The 16,103-nt window shown below is 65.1% G+C and carries 14 protein-coding genes; 3 read left to right on the top strand and 11 right to left on the bottom strand.

Going from position 1 to position 16,103, the window contains the following annotated elements; all coding sequences use genetic code 11:
- Positions 1–9: 9 nt before the first annotated feature.
- The 3 genes from rplQ to ACKTSM_RS10300 all read left to right on the top strand — a co-directional run bounded on the left by rplQ (position 10) and on the right by ACKTSM_RS10300 (position 2,142).
- Positions 10–432 carry a 50S ribosomal protein L17 gene (gene rplQ, locus ACKTSM_RS10310; protein WP_407874568.1) on the top strand — a complete coding sequence of 141 codons (423 nt, stop codon included), beginning with the start codon at positions 10–12 and terminating at the stop codon, positions 430–432.
- A 196-nt stretch (positions 433–628) separates the two neighbouring features.
- The gene (locus ACKTSM_RS10305; RefSeq protein WP_407874567.1) at positions 629–1,186 is read left to right on the top strand and encodes a hypothetical protein; all 558 of its coding nucleotides are present in this window, start codon (positions 629–631) and stop codon (positions 1,184–1,186) included.
- A gap of 188 nt (positions 1,187–1,374) precedes the next feature.
- Positions 1,375–2,142 carry a hypothetical protein gene (locus ACKTSM_RS10300; RefSeq protein ID WP_407874566.1) on the top strand — a complete coding sequence of 256 codons (768 nt, stop codon included), beginning with the start codon at positions 1,375–1,377 and terminating at the stop codon, positions 2,140–2,142.
- Here the strand turns inward: ACKTSM_RS10300 and ACKTSM_RS10295 are convergent.
- The 11 genes from ACKTSM_RS10295 to ACKTSM_RS10245 form a co-directional block, all read right to left on the bottom strand.
- Entirely contained in the window at positions 2,100–2,798 is a 699-nt protein-coding gene (locus tag ACKTSM_RS10295) for a trimeric intracellular cation channel family protein (protein WP_407874565.1), read from the bottom strand. The genes ACKTSM_RS10300 and ACKTSM_RS10295 overlap by 43 nt on opposite strands.
- A 3-nt stretch (positions 2,799–2,801) precedes the next feature.
- Positions 2,802–3,509, bottom strand: a complete 708-nt coding sequence (locus tag ACKTSM_RS10290) for a PepSY domain-containing protein (protein WP_407874564.1) — start codon at positions 3,507–3,509, stop codon at positions 2,802–2,804.
- Positions 3,510–3,514: 5 nt separating this feature from the next.
- On the bottom strand, positions 3,515–4,873 hold the full coding sequence (locus ACKTSM_RS10285; RefSeq protein ID WP_407874563.1) for an amidase family protein: 1,359 nt from the start codon (positions 4,871–4,873) through the stop codon (positions 3,515–3,517).
- A gap of 64 nt (positions 4,874–4,937) precedes the next feature.
- Positions 4,938–6,356 (bottom strand): dihydrolipoyl dehydrogenase, encoded by a 1,419-nt coding sequence (lpdA, locus tag ACKTSM_RS10280; RefSeq protein ID WP_407874562.1) that lies wholly within the window; start codon positions 6,354–6,356, stop codon positions 4,938–4,940.
- Positions 6,357–6,452: 96 nt separating this feature from the next.
- A complete protein-coding gene (locus ACKTSM_RS10275; protein ID WP_407874561.1) occupies positions 6,453–7,238 on the bottom strand; it encodes a class I SAM-dependent methyltransferase in 786 nt (261 codons plus the stop codon).
- 10 nt (positions 7,239–7,248) lie between these two features.
- Positions 7,249–8,490 (bottom strand): 2-oxoglutarate dehydrogenase complex dihydrolipoyllysine-residue succinyltransferase, encoded by a 1,242-nt coding sequence (odhB, locus tag ACKTSM_RS10270; RefSeq protein ID WP_407874560.1) that lies wholly within the window; start codon positions 8,488–8,490, stop codon positions 7,249–7,251.
- A gap of 26 nt (positions 8,491–8,516) precedes the next feature.
- Positions 8,517–11,393 (bottom strand): 2-oxoglutarate dehydrogenase E1 component, encoded by a 2,877-nt coding sequence (locus ACKTSM_RS10265; protein WP_407874559.1) that lies wholly within the window; start codon positions 11,391–11,393, stop codon positions 8,517–8,519.
- A 66-nt stretch (positions 11,394–11,459) separates the two neighbouring features.
- A complete protein-coding gene (gene sucD / locus ACKTSM_RS10260) occupies positions 11,460–12,350 on the bottom strand; it encodes a succinate--CoA ligase subunit alpha (protein ID WP_407874558.1) in 891 nt (296 codons plus the stop codon).
- 37 nt (positions 12,351–12,387) lie between these two features.
- A complete protein-coding gene (locus tag ACKTSM_RS10255; RefSeq protein WP_407874557.1) occupies positions 12,388–12,852 on the bottom strand; it encodes a hypothetical protein in 465 nt (154 codons plus the stop codon).
- Positions 12,845–13,819 (bottom strand): malate dehydrogenase, encoded by a 975-nt coding sequence (gene mdh, locus ACKTSM_RS10250; RefSeq protein ID WP_407874556.1) that lies wholly within the window; start codon positions 13,817–13,819, stop codon positions 12,845–12,847. The genes ACKTSM_RS10255 and mdh overlap by 8 nt, the downstream gene beginning before the upstream one ends.
- Positions 13,820–14,053: 234 nt before the next feature.
- Positions 14,054–15,949, bottom strand: a complete 1,896-nt coding sequence (locus ACKTSM_RS10245; RefSeq protein ID WP_407874555.1) for a putative bifunctional diguanylate cyclase/phosphodiesterase — start codon at positions 15,947–15,949, stop codon at positions 14,054–14,056.
- Positions 15,950–16,103 lie beyond the last annotated feature (154 nt).

Genomic DNA, 16,103 nt, shown 5'->3' with positions numbered 1-16,103 from the left:
ATATACACAATGCGTCACGGAATTTCTCAGCGTAAGCTTTCGCGCAAGTCGGGTCACCGCACCGCGCTCTTCCGCAACATGTCGGCCGCGCTGATCAAGCACGAGCAGATCCTCACCACGCTTCCCAAGGCGAAGGAACTGCGTCCCTATGTCGAAAAGCTGGTGACGCTTGCCAAGCGCGGCGGCCTTTCGAACCGCCGCCTCGCCATGACGCGCCTGCAGGACGAGACCCAGCTCAAGAAGCTGTTCGATGTCCTCGCCGAGCGTTATTCGGACCGTGACGGCGGCTATACCCGCATCATCAAGGCCGGCTATCGTGACAGCGACAGCGCGCAGATGGCAATCATCGAATTCGTCGAGCGCGACGAGGATGCCAAGGGCCAGGATTCGGGCCCCGACTTGAGCGAAGCGGACGAATTCGAAGACGCGTAAACGCGATCGAATGGCACAAACAGCGAAGGGCTGGCGGAGCGATCCGCCGGCCCTTTCGTTTGTCTGTTCATAAAAATGCCGCCTAAACTGAACAAAAGCTGCAAATGCCAGTCAGGCTCGCCTCACGGCGGTTCATCCATAAGCACATTCGAAGCCGGGGCACTCCCGCATCGGCTCAACCCGAGGATGAACCCAAATGAAGAATCTCAAGAGGACTCTGACCAAGGGCGCGCTCGGGACCGTCGCCGCTGGTGCGATGGCCCTGGCGACCGCCACACCCGCCGTTGCCGGCGACCGCTATGACCGCGACCGGGTCGATGCTGGCGACGTGATCGCCGGTGCCGTCGTGATCGGCGGGATCGCCGCTCTGCTCGGCGCTTTCGACAATGACGACCGGCGCGACCACCGTTATCGCGACCGCCGCTATCGTGACCGCGACTACCGCCATGACCGTCGCTATCGCGACCGTCGCAACTATCGCGACCACCGCGGCTACCGCAGTGCCGAGCGCGCGATCGAACGCTGCGTGCGCGTCGCCGAACGTCGGGCGCGCCGCCAGGGCGGATGGCGCTATGCCGACGTGACGCAGATCCGCGATGTCGATCGCACCCGCTACGGCTTCAAGATCGAAGGCCGGATGGAAGTGCAGGGATCGCATCGCTATCGCCGCAATTACGACCGCGGCGCCTTCACCTGCTACGCAGAAGGTGGCCGCCCGCGTGTCCGCTTCGGCGGGATCCGCGGCCTGGGCTGATCGGCCCGAAAAGCAATCACCACCGGCGGGGCGGACCTTCACGGGTTCGCCCCGTTTCTCTTTCGGCACAGGCGGTTTCACCGGCGGTTCAGCTTGGATCAAGCCGAGGCCGCCTATCGCCATCCCAGTCTGAGCGATTGGTGGGCGCTCGCCGGTGCTTCAAGCACGACCAACAGGAGGGAGCGACAATGGCTCACACGAAATTCTTGACCGGTCTGGCAGGCGTGATCGCCGCCGCCACCATCACCGCCGCGCCTGCACAGGCTGCCGAGCTTGGCGCGAGCCTCGCACCGTTCGAGCACGCTCCGGTATCGCCCGTCGGGGCCGAGACGTTCGACGAGGCGTCCGATTATCACCGCCGCCGCTGGCGCCGCTATCGCCGCAACCGCGTGGATGCGGGCGACGTTATCGCGGGCGTTCTGGTGCTTGGCGGGATTGCCGCGATTGCCAGCGCGGCCAGCAACAACCGTAACCGCAACCGTTACGAAGACCGCCGCTACCAGCGCCGCTATGACGATCGCCGCTATGACGACCGTCGCCGCACCACTCGCGCCAATGGTTCGGGTATCGACAACGCGGTTGATCAGTGCCTGGCACAGATCGAGCGCGACGTGCGCGTCGAAAGCGTCGACAACGCCACGCGCGGCCCCTCGGGCTGGAGCGTGTCGGGCACCTTGTTCAACGGCGCGCCCTTCACCTGCACGATCGGCAATGACGGGCGGATCGCCGACATCGATTACAGCGGCTTTGCGCATGGCCCGGTGGGCGGCGGTGACTATGCTGCCGGAGGCCAGTGGTCGGATGATCGCTATGCCGAGGCGCGCCTGTCGGCCCGTTCGAGCGGCTATGACGGCCCGCGTGCCGTTGCAGTCCCGCCGAGCACGGCGAACCGCGCCGAGGACCTGAGGCCGGCCTATCCTGGCGGCCCGCTTCCGGGCGAATCGCTGGCCGAATGATCCGCGCTTTCGGGAGCGGCCTCGTGGTCGCTCCCATAGCTCGGCAGGCCCAGTTCGAACCGGATCGCGGCGGCGCGCAGCGCGAAGCCTGCGACGAAACCCGTTCCCCAGACATAGGCGTCAGGCACTCCCAGCAGCGCTGACAGCTGCATGCCCACAACGGTGAGAGATGCGCCGAGGGCTGCGGCAGTGACATAGAGTTCGGGCTGCATGATGATCGAGGGGCGCCCGGCGACCACGTCGCGGATCACGCCGCCGACACAGCCGGTGATGATCCCCATCAGCGCCGCGGGGACGGGAGGGATGCCATAGGCGATGGCCTTGGCGCTGCCGAGCACGGCATAGGCGGCAAGCCCCACCGCATCGGCATAATCGAGCAATTTCCCGTCCCACATCCTGACCGGGGTGAACCAGGCGATCAGCGCGGTCGCAAGGCAGATCACCGCGACCCAGGGATCGGTCATCCAGAACACCGGCGCATCGATCAGCAGGTCGCGCACCGTTCCTCCGCCGACCCCGGTGACAAGCGCGAAGAAACCCATCGTGACAAAGGTCTGCCGCTCGCGCGCGGCGACCAGCGCGCCCGAAAGCGCGAACACCGCGATCCCGGCGAAATCGAGCAGGTCGAGGATCGGGGTAAGGACCGTCTCGTTCACGCGTCAGGCTCCCACGGGCGCTTTGGTACGCGCCCTGACACGCGCCTTGCGGCGGCGGAACATCAGGATGCAGCCGAACAGCGCGCCGACGAGCGAGAGCGCGGCAAAGGTGATGAGGATCGGGTGGCTGGTGTCCTCGCGCTCGGACAGGTCCATGATGTGCAGGCCCCACATGACGTCGAACCAGCGCCACCAGCGCGTGCGCACCGCCTCGATCTGTCCGGTATCGCGCCCGACATAGACATGCGCGCCATCTTCCAGAACCACCTGCCACACCGGGACCGGGCGGCGGAAATCGAACGGCACCTCGTCGGCTTCGAACAGCCGGATGCTTCGCACCGCATCTCCGCCCACGATCCGCCGGGCGACGAGCGCGCGCGCAGCAGCGGCATCGAGCGCGGGGATGGGGTCCCCGCTTGCGACATCGACCCGGGTCGTGATCCCGTCGAGCGTGGTCAGAAACGCCACCGCGCGCCCGTCCTGCATGGTCACGCGCATTTCGCGCAATTGCGCCTCGCTCGTGGCAAGCGGGCTGTCATCGAGCACCAGCGGCGCCTCGTCGACGGGAAGACGCAGGTGATTGCCGCGCACCTCCTCGATCGGTTTGGCGACCATGAACAGGCCGGTTGCGGTCCACATAATGATCGGCACGCCCACCAGCCAGCCAAGCCAGATGTGCCACTTGGCCAGTTTCAGCATCGTCGGTTTCATGTGCTCTACCCGTGCAGGATCCGGCCGATCTCGCCGGCTGCGTCGATGCAGTCGAGATCGCTCATCCGCGGCCCGATCACTTGCAAGCCGCAAGGCAGGTGCGCGCCCTCGTAATTGCCGGCGCCGATGGGGAGCACGGTGGAGGGAAGGTTGGGGAAGGTCGCAAGGCCGGACCAGGCGAGCCCGGAGGCGCCCGGCATGTCCTGCCCGTTGATCCGTATGGTCCCGTCGAAGATACGGCCTTCGCTATGCGGCACCGCGAGGACCGGGGCGGGCGGGGCGAGGACGAAGTCGTATTCCTCGAAAAACCGCTCCCATTCCGCTTCCTTGGCCGCCTGCGCATCGAGCAAGTCGAACCAGTCGCTCGCGCTCGCACGCTTGCCGGACGGACCGGGCGCGCCGCGGGCCATCGCGATGTTGAGCATCCGCATGTAGTCGCCCTGCTGCTGTTCGAGATCGGGAACGAGCGTGCTGGTGCGATCGATCGTGATGCCCGCCTCGCAGAGCGTTTCCAGGGCGGCCTCGGTGGGTTCGGTGACGCTCGCATCAACAGGGCTGCCGGGATATTCGGTGATCGCCAGCACCCGGCAGTCGGCCAGTGTCTTGCCGCGCCTCGTGAGCGGGTATTGCGCCGCGATTTGTGTCAGGACGGCGAGGTCTTCGGCATTGCGGGCCAACGGGCCTGCAATCGAGAGCGCGCCGTCATGCGCCGCGACGAAACCGTTGCGCCGCGCCATCTGCGGGTGATCGTGGCCGCGCTTGGAGACGAGGCCCCAGGTGGTCTTGTGTCCCCATACCCCGCAGAAATGCGCGGGCACGCGCACTGACCCGCCGATATCGGTGCCGAAATCGCACGGCACCATCCCGCTTGCCACCGCGGCCGCGCTACCGCCAGACGAGCCGCCGGGAGAACGGCCGGTGTCGTGCGGGTTGTTAGTGCGCCCATAGACCGGGTTGAAGCTCTGCCAGTCGGACAGGTCGAGCGGGACATTGGTCTTGCCAAGGATCACCGCGCCTGCCTGCTTCAGCCGCCGCACCAGTTCGGCATCGCGCGGGGCGATGAAATCGCTCAACCGCTCGTGCCCCCAGCACGATTGAAGGCCGGCGACATCGAAGCTTTCCTTGACCGTCATCGGCACGCCGAAGAGCGGCTGGTCGCCTTGCGGCCCGGCTTCGTCCATGGCGCGCGCGGTTTCCATCGCGCGCTCGAAATCGGGCACGGCGAGCGCGTTGGTTTCGGCGTCGAAATGCTCGAGCCGGGTGATCGCGGCATCGACCGCTTCGGCAACGCTCACATCGCCCGCGCGGATTGCCGCCGCGGTTGCGAGCGCGCCAGGCTTGTCGGTCAGTTGCGGATAGGCCATCTCGTCGCAGTCCCCCTGTCGAGCCGCTGCCAGCCTAACGGATCGCCGCTTTCCGGCAAGCCGCTTACATGTGGATAGGCTTGCCCTGAACCGCCATCGCCGCTTCCTTGAAGGCCTCGGCATGGGTCGGGTGCGCGTGGCAGGTATAGGCGATGTCCTCGGAGGTCGCGCCGAATTCCATCGCCTGGGCGGCCTGTGCGATCATGGTGCCGGCAAGGCTGTTGATCATCCACACGCCGAGCACGCGATCGGTTTCGGCATCGGCGATCACCTTGACGAAACCGTCCGTGTCGCGATTGGCCTTGGCGCGGCTGTTCGCCATCATCGGGAACTTGCCGACCTTGACCGCCTTCTTGTCGCCGCCGGCCTTCTCGACCGCTTCTTCCTGGGTGAGGCCGACGCCAGCGATCTCGGGCGTGGTGTAAACGACCGAGGGGATGACATCGTGGTTCACGATGCCGGTTTCACCTGCAATATTCTCTGCCACCGCGACACCTTCGTCCTCGGCCTTGTGCGCGAGCATCGGGCCGGGCGCGACATCGCCGATCGCCCAGATGCCGTCCACATCGGTGCTGAAATCGTGGTCGATCGCGATCTGGCCGCGATCATTGGTCGAAAGCCCCGCCTTGTCGAGCGCGAGGCCATCGGTGTTGGGACGCCGGCCGATCGCGACAAGGACATGGCTCGCCTTGATCTTCTGTTCGTCGCCGCCGGCCGATTTTTCGACCGTTAGGGTGACGGTCTTGCCCTTGACGCTGGCGCCGGTCACCTTGTGGCCGAGCATTAGTTCCATGCCCTGCTTCTTGAAGATCTTGGCGCTTTCCTTGCGCACTTCGCCGTCCATTCCGGGAAGCAGCTGGTCGAGGAATTCGACCACGGTGACCTTGGCCCCGAGCCGGCGCCACACGCTGCCAAGCTCGAGCCCGATCACGCCGCCGCCGATGACGACGAGGTGTTCGGGCACTTCGTCAAGATCGAGCGCGCCGGTCGAATCGACGATCCGGCCCTTGGCATTGTCGACTTCGACACCGGGAAGGGGAGTGACCGAGGAGCCGGTCGCGATCACGATGTCCCTTGCGGTGACGGTCTCGTCGCCGATCTTCACCGTGTGTGCGTCTTCGAACGCGGCGTGGCCCTTCTTCCAGTCGACCTTGTTCTTCTTGAACAGGAACTCGATCCCCTTGGTGAGGTCGCCGACCGCGCTGGCCTTCTCCTCCATCATCTTGGCAAGGTCGAAAGTCGCCTTCGCCTCGATCCCCCAGGTCGCGAAATGGCCTCCCTCGGCCTCCTCGAACAGTTCGGAGGCGTGGAGCAGCGCCTTGGACGGGATGCAACCGACATTGAGGCAGGTGCCGCCGAGCGTGTCGCGGCTTTCTGCGCAGGCGGTCTTGAGCCCGAGCTGCGCGGCGCGGATCGCGGCAACATAGCCGCCCGGGCCGGCGCCGATGACAAGAACGTCGTAGTCGTAGGAGTGGTCAGCCATTGTCCGTTAATTCCCGTTGGTCTGGCAATTGTGCGTGTCTGGGTCTGCTTGTGCGCCCCACTTAGGGACTAAGGCGGCGCGATGCCATTGCTGTTTTTACAGGCCTGCTTGCGCATTCTTGCGCCGCAAGTGCCAGTAGAGCCCGATTGTCACGTATTTTTCGAGCGCCGGAACGATTGCAGGCATGAGCAGCGCCTTCATGGCGAGCGATTTGAGCGGTGATGAGGCGCAATTGCGCCTCGCCGAGATCACTTCGACCGGCTGGCCTTCGAGCGCGGCGCGAAAATCGGCGGGCGTTGCCCCGTTGAACCCCAATTGCCGGATGCTGTCGGGCGTGTTGCCGTGCTCGTCGGTGAGCCGGTCGAGAAAGCCGCGATTGCCGCGCCGCAAATGCGCCCAGGGCATCCGGCTGGCAATCAGGCGGTGGTGCCCGAAGGGCGAATGCCATAGCGGCGAGAATCCGATGAACAATTCGCCGCCGGGTTTGCACGCATCGATAACCGCAGAAAGCGTCGGGCGCAGGTCCATGACATGTTCCATGGTGTTCGAGGAAACCACGATATCAGCCGGCTCGAACACCATTTCGCGGATGTCGGCACAGGCGAATTCGACCCGGCCGTCCCACCGGCCCGCGACCTTGCGCCGGGCGAAATCGACATAGCTTTCATCGAGCTCGATCCCGAGCGCCGAGGACGCGCCGGCCTGCATCAACCGCTCGATCATTCCGCCGCGTCCGCAGCCGAAATCGATCACGCGCTTGCCCGCGACATCGGGAAGCCCGCCAAAGCGCGCCCAGAATTCGCCAAAGCGATGCCGCAGGAAATCGGCATAGCGGCGCTCGTCGAACTGCTCGCGTGTCTCGGCCATGGCAGGCCCTGTCACGGTGCGCCCCTTACAGGTCGATCAGCATCCGGGTCGGGTCTTCGATCGCTTCCTTGATGATCTTGAGCGCAGTCACCGCCTCGCGCCCGTCGATCAGGCGGTGGTCGTAGCTGAGCGCGATATACATCATCGGGCGGATCACGACTTCGCCGTTAACCGCGACCGGGCGATCCTCGATCCGGTGAAGGCCCAGCACCGCGCTTTGCGGCGGGTTGATGATCGGGGTGCTCATGAGGCTGCCGAACACGCCGCCATTCGAGATCGTGAAGGTGCCGCCGGTCATGTCGGCCATGGTCAGCGTGCCTTCCTTGGCGCGCGCGCCGAAATCGGCGATGTCCTTCTCAATCTGCGCAAAGCCCTTCTTGTCGGCATCGCGGATGACGGGGACGACGAGGCCGTTGGGCGCGCTGACCGCGACCGAGATGTCGACGTAATCGTGATAGACGATCTCGTCGCCCTCGATATAGGCGTTGACCGAGGGCACGTCCTTCAAGGCAAGGCAGGCAGCCTTGGCGAAAAAGCCCATGAAGCCGAGGCGGATGTCGTGCTTCTTGGCGAACATGTCCTTGTACTTGGTGCGCGCCTCGATGACCGCGCTCATATCGACATCGTTGAAGGTGGTGAGCAGCGCCGCCTCTTCCTGAGCGCCTTTCAGACGCCGCGCGATGGTCTGGCGCATCCGCGTCATCTTGACGCGTTCCTCGTTGCGGCCGCCGCCGGCAGCGGCCGCGTCGGTAGCACCGGCCGCCGGTGCGGGAGCGGGGGAGGGAGCGGGGGCGGGATCGCCCTTCTTCTTCGCCGCCTCGAGCACGTCTTCCTTGGTGATCCGGCCGCCCTTGCCGGTGCCCTTGATGGTCGAGGGATCGACCCCGTGTTCGAGCACTGCGCGGCGCACGGCGGGTGACAGCGTCTGCGCGGCAGAGGTCTGGTCGTCCTCCTTCGCGCGCGCCTGCTTGCCTTCCTCGCGCTCCTCGGAGGCGCGCCCGGCTTCCTCGCCCTTGGCAGCGGGGGCTGCGCCCTCCTCGATCACCGCGATGACCGCGCCCACCTCGACCGTGTCGCCGACCTGGGCGCGGTGTTCGCTCATGACGCCCGCGACCGGCGAGGGCACGTCGACCGCGACCTTGTCGGTTTCGAGGCTGGCAATGGGTTCATCGGCGGCAACCGCATCGCCGGGCTGTTTCAGCCATTCGCCGATCGTGCCTTCGGTTACCGATTCGCCAAGCGCGGGGACCGTGATTTCTGTGCTCATGAAGTCTGCTCTCTTCTATCGGAAACTTACGAAAACGCCTTGGATGCGCCGCCGCTCTTCTTGGGCGTGCGCTTCTTGGTCTGGCCGGTATTGGCAAGGTCGAGCGCGACCGAGACCAGCCCTTCCTGCTGCGCGTGGTGGCGCTTGGCGAGGCCGGTTGCAGGCGAGGCGGCAACCTCGCGCCCGGCATAGGTCGGGCGCAGCCCCTCGTGGCCGGCATTGCGTGCCGCGTCCTCGATCAGGCGATCGACGAAGAACCACGCGCCGTTGTTCTTGGGCTCTTCCTGGCACCAGACGATCTCCTTGAGGTTCGTCATCCGCCGCAGCCGCACCGCCAGCGGTTCGCCGGGGAAGGGGTAGAGCTGTTCGATCCGCACGATCGAGATGTCGTCGATGCCTTCCGCGTCGCGTTTCTCGACGAGGTCGTAGAACACCTTGCCCGAACACAGGACGAGGCGGCGCACGTCCTTGTCGGGGATCTCGGTGGTGTCGGACAGGATCCGCATGAAGTGGTGGTCGCCCTGGAAATGCTCGCGCGGGCTCTTCGCCATCGGGTGACGCAGCAGCGATTTGGGAGTCATGATCACCAGCGGCTTCCTGAAGGTGCGCAGCATCTGGCGGCGCAGCACGTGGAAGTAATTGGCCGGCGTGGTGATGTTGCAGACCTGGATGTTGTCGTTCGCGCACATCTGGAGGAACCGTTCGAGCCGCGCCGAGGAGTGCTCGGGACCCTGGCCTTCATAGCCGTGCGGAAGCAGCATCACGAGGCCGTTCGCGCGCAGCCACTTGACCTCGCCGCTCGCGATGAACTGGTCGATCATGATTTGCGCGCCATTGGCAAAATCGCCGAACTGCGCTTCCCACAGGACCAGGCTCTTGGGATCGGCCATCGCGAAACCGTATTCGAAGCCGAGCACGCCATATTCGCTCAGCGTGCTGTCATAGACCTCGAACTTGCCGTGCGGCAGCGTGGTCAGCGGGATGTATTTTTCCTCGGTCTTCTGGTCGACCCAGACCGCGTGACGCTGCGAGAAGGTACCGCGCCCGCTATCCTGCCCCGACAGGCGGACATTGTAGCCCTCCATCAGCAGCGATCCGAAGGCGAGCGCCTCTGCGGTGGCCCAGTCGAAGCCTTCGCCCGTCTTGAACATCTCCTGTTTCGCCTTGAGCACGCGGCCCAGCGTCTTGTGGATGTTCACGTCTTCGGGGACTTCGGTCAGCGTGCGGCCGAGCGCCTCGAAGGTCTTGTCGGGGATCGCGGTCTCGACATTGCGGCGCGCGGTCTCGTCATCGGCGGGCTTGTTGAGGCCCGCCCAGCGACCGCCGAACCAGTCGGCCTCGTTGGGAGAATAACTCTTGGCGGCCTCGAATTCCTCGTCGAGCAGGGCGACGAATTCGGCGGCGATCTTCTCGCGGTAGCCTTCCTCGATCACGCCTTCCTCGACCAGGCGATCGGCATAGCAGACGCTGACCTTTGGATGCTTGCGGATGACATCATACATCAGCGGCTGGGTGAACTTGGGCTCGTCGCCTTCATTGTGGCCGAAGCGGCGATAGCACCACATGTCGATCACCACGTCGCGGCCGAATTTCTGGCGGTATTCGACCGCCAGCTTGCAGGCAAACGTCACCGCTTCGGGATCGTCGCCATTGACGTGCAGGATCGGAGCCATGACGCCCTTGGCGACATCGCTGGGATAGGGCGATGAGCGCGCGAATTTGGGCGAGGTGGTGAAGCCGATCTGGTTGTTGATGATGAAGTGCAGGCAGCCGCCGGTGTCATAGCCCGGCACGCCCGAGAGCGAGAGGCTTTCCCACACCACGCCTTGCCCGGCAAAGGCGGCATCGCCGTGGATCAGGACCGGCAGGACCTGCTGCTTGTTGGTCAGATCGTCGCGGATCGCCTGCTGCGCGCGGGTCTTGCCGAGCACGACCGGATTGACTGCCTCGAGATGTGAGGGGTTGGGGACGAGGCTCATGTGAACGTCGATCCCGTCGAACTCGCGATCGGTGCTGGTGCCGAGATGGTATTTGACGTCACCCGATCCGCCGACATCTTCGGGATTGGCGCTGCCGCCCGAAAATTCGTGGAAGATCACCTTGTAGGGCTTGCCCATCACGTTCGCGAGCACGTTCAACCGGCCGCGATGCGCCATGCCGTAGATGATCTCGCGCACGCCGTCAGAGCCGCCATGCTTGATCACCGCTTCCAGCGCCGGAATCATCGATTCCCCGCCATCGAGGCCGAAACGCTTGGTCCCGACATATTTCTTGCCGAGGAATTCCTCGTATTGCTCGCCGCGAAGGACAGCCGCGAGAATCGCCTTCTTGCCCTCGTCGGAGAACTGGATGGTGTCGCCCGGGCTTTCGAACTTGTCCTGCAGGAAACGCCGTTCCTCGGTGTCGGCGATGTGCATGTATTCGAGGCCGACCTTGCCGCAATAGACCTCTTTCAGCCGCTCGTGCAGCGCGCCGACGGTGGTCCACTCCATGCCCAGGACGCCGCCGACATAGACCTCCTCGGCCTCCTTGCCTTCGAGACCGTGGAAGGCGAGCGTGAGATCGGCAGGCATTTCGCGCTTCGACGACAGGCCGAGCGGGTCGAGATCAGCCGCCATGTGGCCGCGCACGCGGTAGAGCCGGACCAGCGTCATCGCCGCGATCGACAGGCTGGCGGCCTTCTCGATCGAGGCAGGGTCGGCAGCCTTGCCCGCCTGTTTCGCCGCCTTGCCGACTGCGTCCCTGACCCCGGCGCGCATCTGCGTCGGATCCATCGCCGCAGCGAGATCCGCATCGGCGCCGCTGACGGTGTCGAGCCATCCGGGATTGCCCCATGACGGGCCCGGCTGCGGGCCTTCCTGGTCGGTCATTGCGGGGAGGAGCGTGTCTGGTTCTTTGCCCATGGCGGTTCTTCCGAGGAGGAGGAGGAGGCCCCCCGCGCGCGGTGTCACGCGGGGGTCAGGTCAGCGTCAGGCCATTTCCTTCAGCATCGCGTCGAGCGTGGTGCCCAGTTCGGACGGGCTGGGGGAGACGCGGATGCCCGCATCTTCCATCGCCGCGATCTTGTCTTCGGCGCCGCCCTTGCCGCCCGACACGATCGCGCCGGCATGGCCCATGCGGCGGCCCGGAGGCGCGGTGCGGCCGGCGATGAAGCCGACGGTCGGCTTGGAACGGCCCTTGGCGGCTTCCTGCTTGAGGAATTCGGCCGCTTCTTCTTCGGCGCTCCCGCCGATCTCGCCGATCATGATCATCGACTTGGTTTCGGGATCGTCGAGGAACAGGTCGAGGACGTCGATGAAATTGGTGCCGTTGACCGGGTCGCCGCCAATCCCGACAGCGGTGGTCTGGCCAAGGCCAACCTGCGTGGTCTGGTGCACGGCTTCGTAGGTGAGGGTGCCCGAGCGGCTGACGACACCCACGCTGCCCTTCTTGAAGATCGAGCCCGGCATGATGCCGATCTTGCATTCTTCAGGCGTCAGGACGCCGGGGCAGTTCGGCCCGATCAGGCGCGATTTCGATCCTTCGAGCGCGGCCTTGGCGCGGACCATGTCGAGCACCGGAATACCTTCGGTGATGCAGATGATCAGCTCGATCTCGGCATCGATCGCCTCGCAGATCGCGTCGGCGGCGAAGGGGGGCGGGACATAGATGCACGAAGCGGTCGCGCCGGTGGCTTCCTTGGCCTCGCGCACGGTGTTGAACTGCGGCAGGCCGATATGCTCGGTTCCGCCTTTGCCCGGCGTCACGCCTGCAACCATCTTGGTCCCGTAATCGAGCGCCTGCTGGGTGTGGAAGGTGCCGGTGTTACCGGTCATGCCTTGGGTGATGACCTTGGTGTCTTTGTTTACGAGGATGGACATTCGGGTAACTCCGTTCTTCGAATCGTTCGTATGGACGTCAGCGGCCGCCAAGCCAGACGCCGGTTTCATAAAGGCGCAGCGAATATTCGCCGGATCGCGCCAGCCCGCGGGCGCGCGAGCAGAGGTCGAAATGTGAACGCGCGCCGGCAAGGAAAAGGTCCGCGTCGAATGCAGTGCGATAGGGATCGTTCTGGCTCGCCACCGCGATCTCGAAGCAAGCGCGCGCAAGGTCGAGATTGGCATCCTGATCGGTTTCCGGCCCGTCGAGCGCGGCATAGGTGCGCACCACGCGGGTGCGATTCTGCGCGCGCCAGTCGATGCACGCGCGCATCTCGCGTCCGTCGGCGAGGGTGACCACCTGGGTGTCGCGGCAATAGAGCCGGCGCTCCTGCGGCACATCCTCGGCAAAGGCCTCGGCCACTTCCTGCCGCTCGACCTCGCGCGCTGAAACTGGCGCGGCGAGGAGAGCGGCAAGAAGGCAGGCGGAAAGCGCGTTACGCAAGGTCGCTGTCCAGCCCCTTGCACGCCTCAAGCAGTTCCTCGACCGCGTCGGTCGAAACCTTGAGGTTCTTCTTTTCCTCGTCGGAAAGCTCGATCTCGATCACTTCCTCGGTGCCGCCTGCGCCGATCACGGTGGGGACGCCGACATAGAGCCCGTCGAGGCCGTATTTGCCTTCGACGTAGCTGGCGCAGGGCAGGATGCGCTTCTGGTCGCCCAGATAAGCCTCGGCCATCGAAATCGCGCTGGTCGCGGGCGCGTAATAGGCCGAGCCGTTGCCGAGCAGGCCGACAATCTCGCCGCCGCCCTTGCGGGTGCGGTCGACGATCTCGTCGAGGCGTTCGGGAGCGACGCCCTTGATCTTGGCATAGTCGTCGACCGGGATGCCGTTGATCGTGGTGTAGCTCTTGACCGGGACCATGGTGTCGCCGTGACCGCCGAGCACGAAGGCGTTGACGTCCTTGACCGAGCAATCGAACTCCCATGCAAGGAAGGTCGCGAAGCGCGCGCTGTCGAGCACGCCCGCCATGCCGACCACCTTGTTGTGCGGCAGGCCGGAAAATTCGCGCAGCGCCCAGACCATCGCGTCGAGCGGGTTGGTAATGCAGATCACGAAGGCATCGGGGCAGTTGTTCTTGATGCCTTCCCCGACCGCCTTCATCACTTTCAGGTTGATGCCGAGCAGGTCGTCGCGGCTCATGCCGGGCTTGCGCGGAACGCCGGCGGTGACGATCACCACGTCGGCGCCGGCGATGTCGGCATAATCGTTCGAGCCGGTGATCTTCGCGTCGAACCCTTCGATCGGGCCGCACTGGCTGAGGTCGAGCGCCTTGCCCTGCGGCATGCCCTCGGCGATGTCGAACAGGACGATGTCGCCCATTTCCTTCTTCGCGGCGAGGTGGGCGAGCGTGCCGCCGATCATGCCGGAGCCGATGAGCGCGATCTTCTTGCGGCCTGCGTTCTGGGTCATGGGTGGATGTGTCCTTCGCAATGTCAGCGGGACGAGAATGTGACGAAAGGGCGCAAGATGCCCGGCTTGTCGTCCCATGCGCCGGACACCCGTATCTGGCGGCGGGGTAGGCCCGCAAAAACGGGATTGCAACCGTGAATGGCCGCAAGGATACAACTATCTTTGCAAACAGTTCGCAATTGCAATAAGCCCGCGCATTCAGCGCAGGCTCGTGGTTGCAGCGTGACTAGGGGATTACCCTGCGGCCTTGGAAGCCGGCTCTTCGCGTTCCTGGGCGAGCAGCATCGCGGCAAGGTAATCGGGAACCGCGCGGCTGAAATAATAGCCCTGGCCGAGGTTGCAGCCCGCATCGCGCACCGCCTGGACCTGCTCGATCGTTTCCAGCCCCTCTGCAACGATGTCCATGCCCAGCGTGTTGCCCATCTCGGCCACCGCGCGGATGATCGCGTCGCTCTTGCGACCGACCTGCGCGCCCGAAACGAAGCTGCGGTCGACCTTGATCTTCGAGAACGGGAAGGTGTTGATGTAGCCGAGCGAGGAATAGCCGGTTCCGAAATCGTCGAGTGCGAAGCGCACCCCGATTTCCGACAATTCCTCGATGAAGGCGGCGGTGGCGTGGTTGTCCTCGACGAACAGGCTCTCGGTCACTTCGAGCTCGAGCCTTTTGGGGTCGAGCCCGGCTTCGCGCAGGGCGTTGCGGATGCCGAGCGCGGCACCCGGAGCGCGGATCTGCAACGGCGAGAGGTTGACCGCGATGGTGACCTCCTCGGGCCAGGTCGCCGCCACCCGTGCGGCCTGCGCGGTAATCCAGTTGCCGAGCGTGACGATGACACCGGTTTCCTCGGCGACGGGGATGAACTCGTCCGGCCGCAATTCGCCCTTTTCCGGATGGAACCAGCGCACCAGCGCCTCGAAAGTCTTGATCCGCCCGGTTTCCAGATCGACGATCGGCTGGAAGAAAATCGACAGCTCGTCGCGCTGGATCGCGGCGCGCAATTCGTCCTCGATCTCGCGCCGGCGCACGAGGTCGCGGGTCATCGACTTGTCGAAGAAGCGGGTCTGTGAACGCCCGCCGATCTTGGCGTGGTAGAGCGCGAGGTCCGCGCTCTGCATCAGCGTGTCGGCATCTGTGCCATCCTCGGGAAGCAGCGCCACGCCGAGCGATGCGCGCACTTCGAGCCGGTCGCCGTCAACCCGGAACGGGCGCATGATCTCGGCATGGATCTCGCTCGCGATGCGTTCGGAATCCTTGCGGTCGATGATCGGGCAGAAGACGATGAATTCATCGCCGCCGAAACGGGCGACCGTCGCGCTGTCGGGTGACACCGCGGTGAGCCGCTTGGCGACTTCGTTGAGCACCCGGTCCCCGACGGGGTGGCCGAGCAGGTCGTTCACTTCCTTGAACCGGTCGAGGTCGATCCACATCAGCGCAAGGCGGCTGTCATGGTCGACGCCCATCATCGTCTCGACCATCGAATGGTTGAGGCCCGCGCGGTTGGCAAGCCCGGTGACGACATCGGTGCGCGCGAGGATCTGCATCTTGTCCGCCAGCCGCGCGCTGGTCTCGGCCGACGCGATCGAGTCGCGCAGGACCTTGAAGATGTTGCCGCAGATCGAGACCATGGCCGGGATAAGCAGGATGATGGTGATGCCGAGCGCGATATAGGCCGGCTTTCCGGTCCAGAAAGCGGCGAGAGCGATCGGCAGGCACGACAGCGCCAATTGGCCCATCGCGATTGTCAGCCGCCCGGCATTGCGCGCCGAGACACCGATCCCGTAGCCCAGCGCATTGGCGACCATCAGGACCTCGACCTGGGGCGGGGTGATGACGAGGATGGTGAAGGCCGCGGTGCAGCCCAGGGCAAGGGCGAAGCTGAAGGCACCGATCTCGTAGACCAGTTCGAGCATGGTGGTCGAATTGCCTTCGCTGTCGGGCGACAGGCCGAGAGCGGCGGTAACCCGCGCAACCGCGATGACGAACAGGACGACAGCGGCGATGTAAAGCTCGGGAACAGCCGCGACCCAGGCCGAGACCGAGGCGGCCGCCACGGTGCACAGCGCGCCGATCGCGAGGCTGGAAGGGCTGGCATAGAGCGTGGTGACAAGAATGCGCCGGACGCGCTCGGACAACTGGTCCGAACGCTTCCGCCCCTCCTCGCGCCCTTGATTGGACGCAGGAGACCCGCGCAGCTTGTTAAGAAGGCCTGTCGCTCCCATAGCCCGACCGGCCTAAAGGCAAGTGGTCAAGCTTCGGTTAACGGCTCGCTTACCGATCGCTCGTGGT

It is taken from the genome of Qipengyuania nanhaisediminis (assembly GCF_045862805.1).
Taxonomy (GTDB): domain Bacteria; phylum Pseudomonadota; class Alphaproteobacteria; order Sphingomonadales; family Sphingomonadaceae; genus Erythrobacter; species Erythrobacter nanhaisediminis_A.
This window is presented reverse-complemented; position numbering and strand designations above follow the sequence as displayed.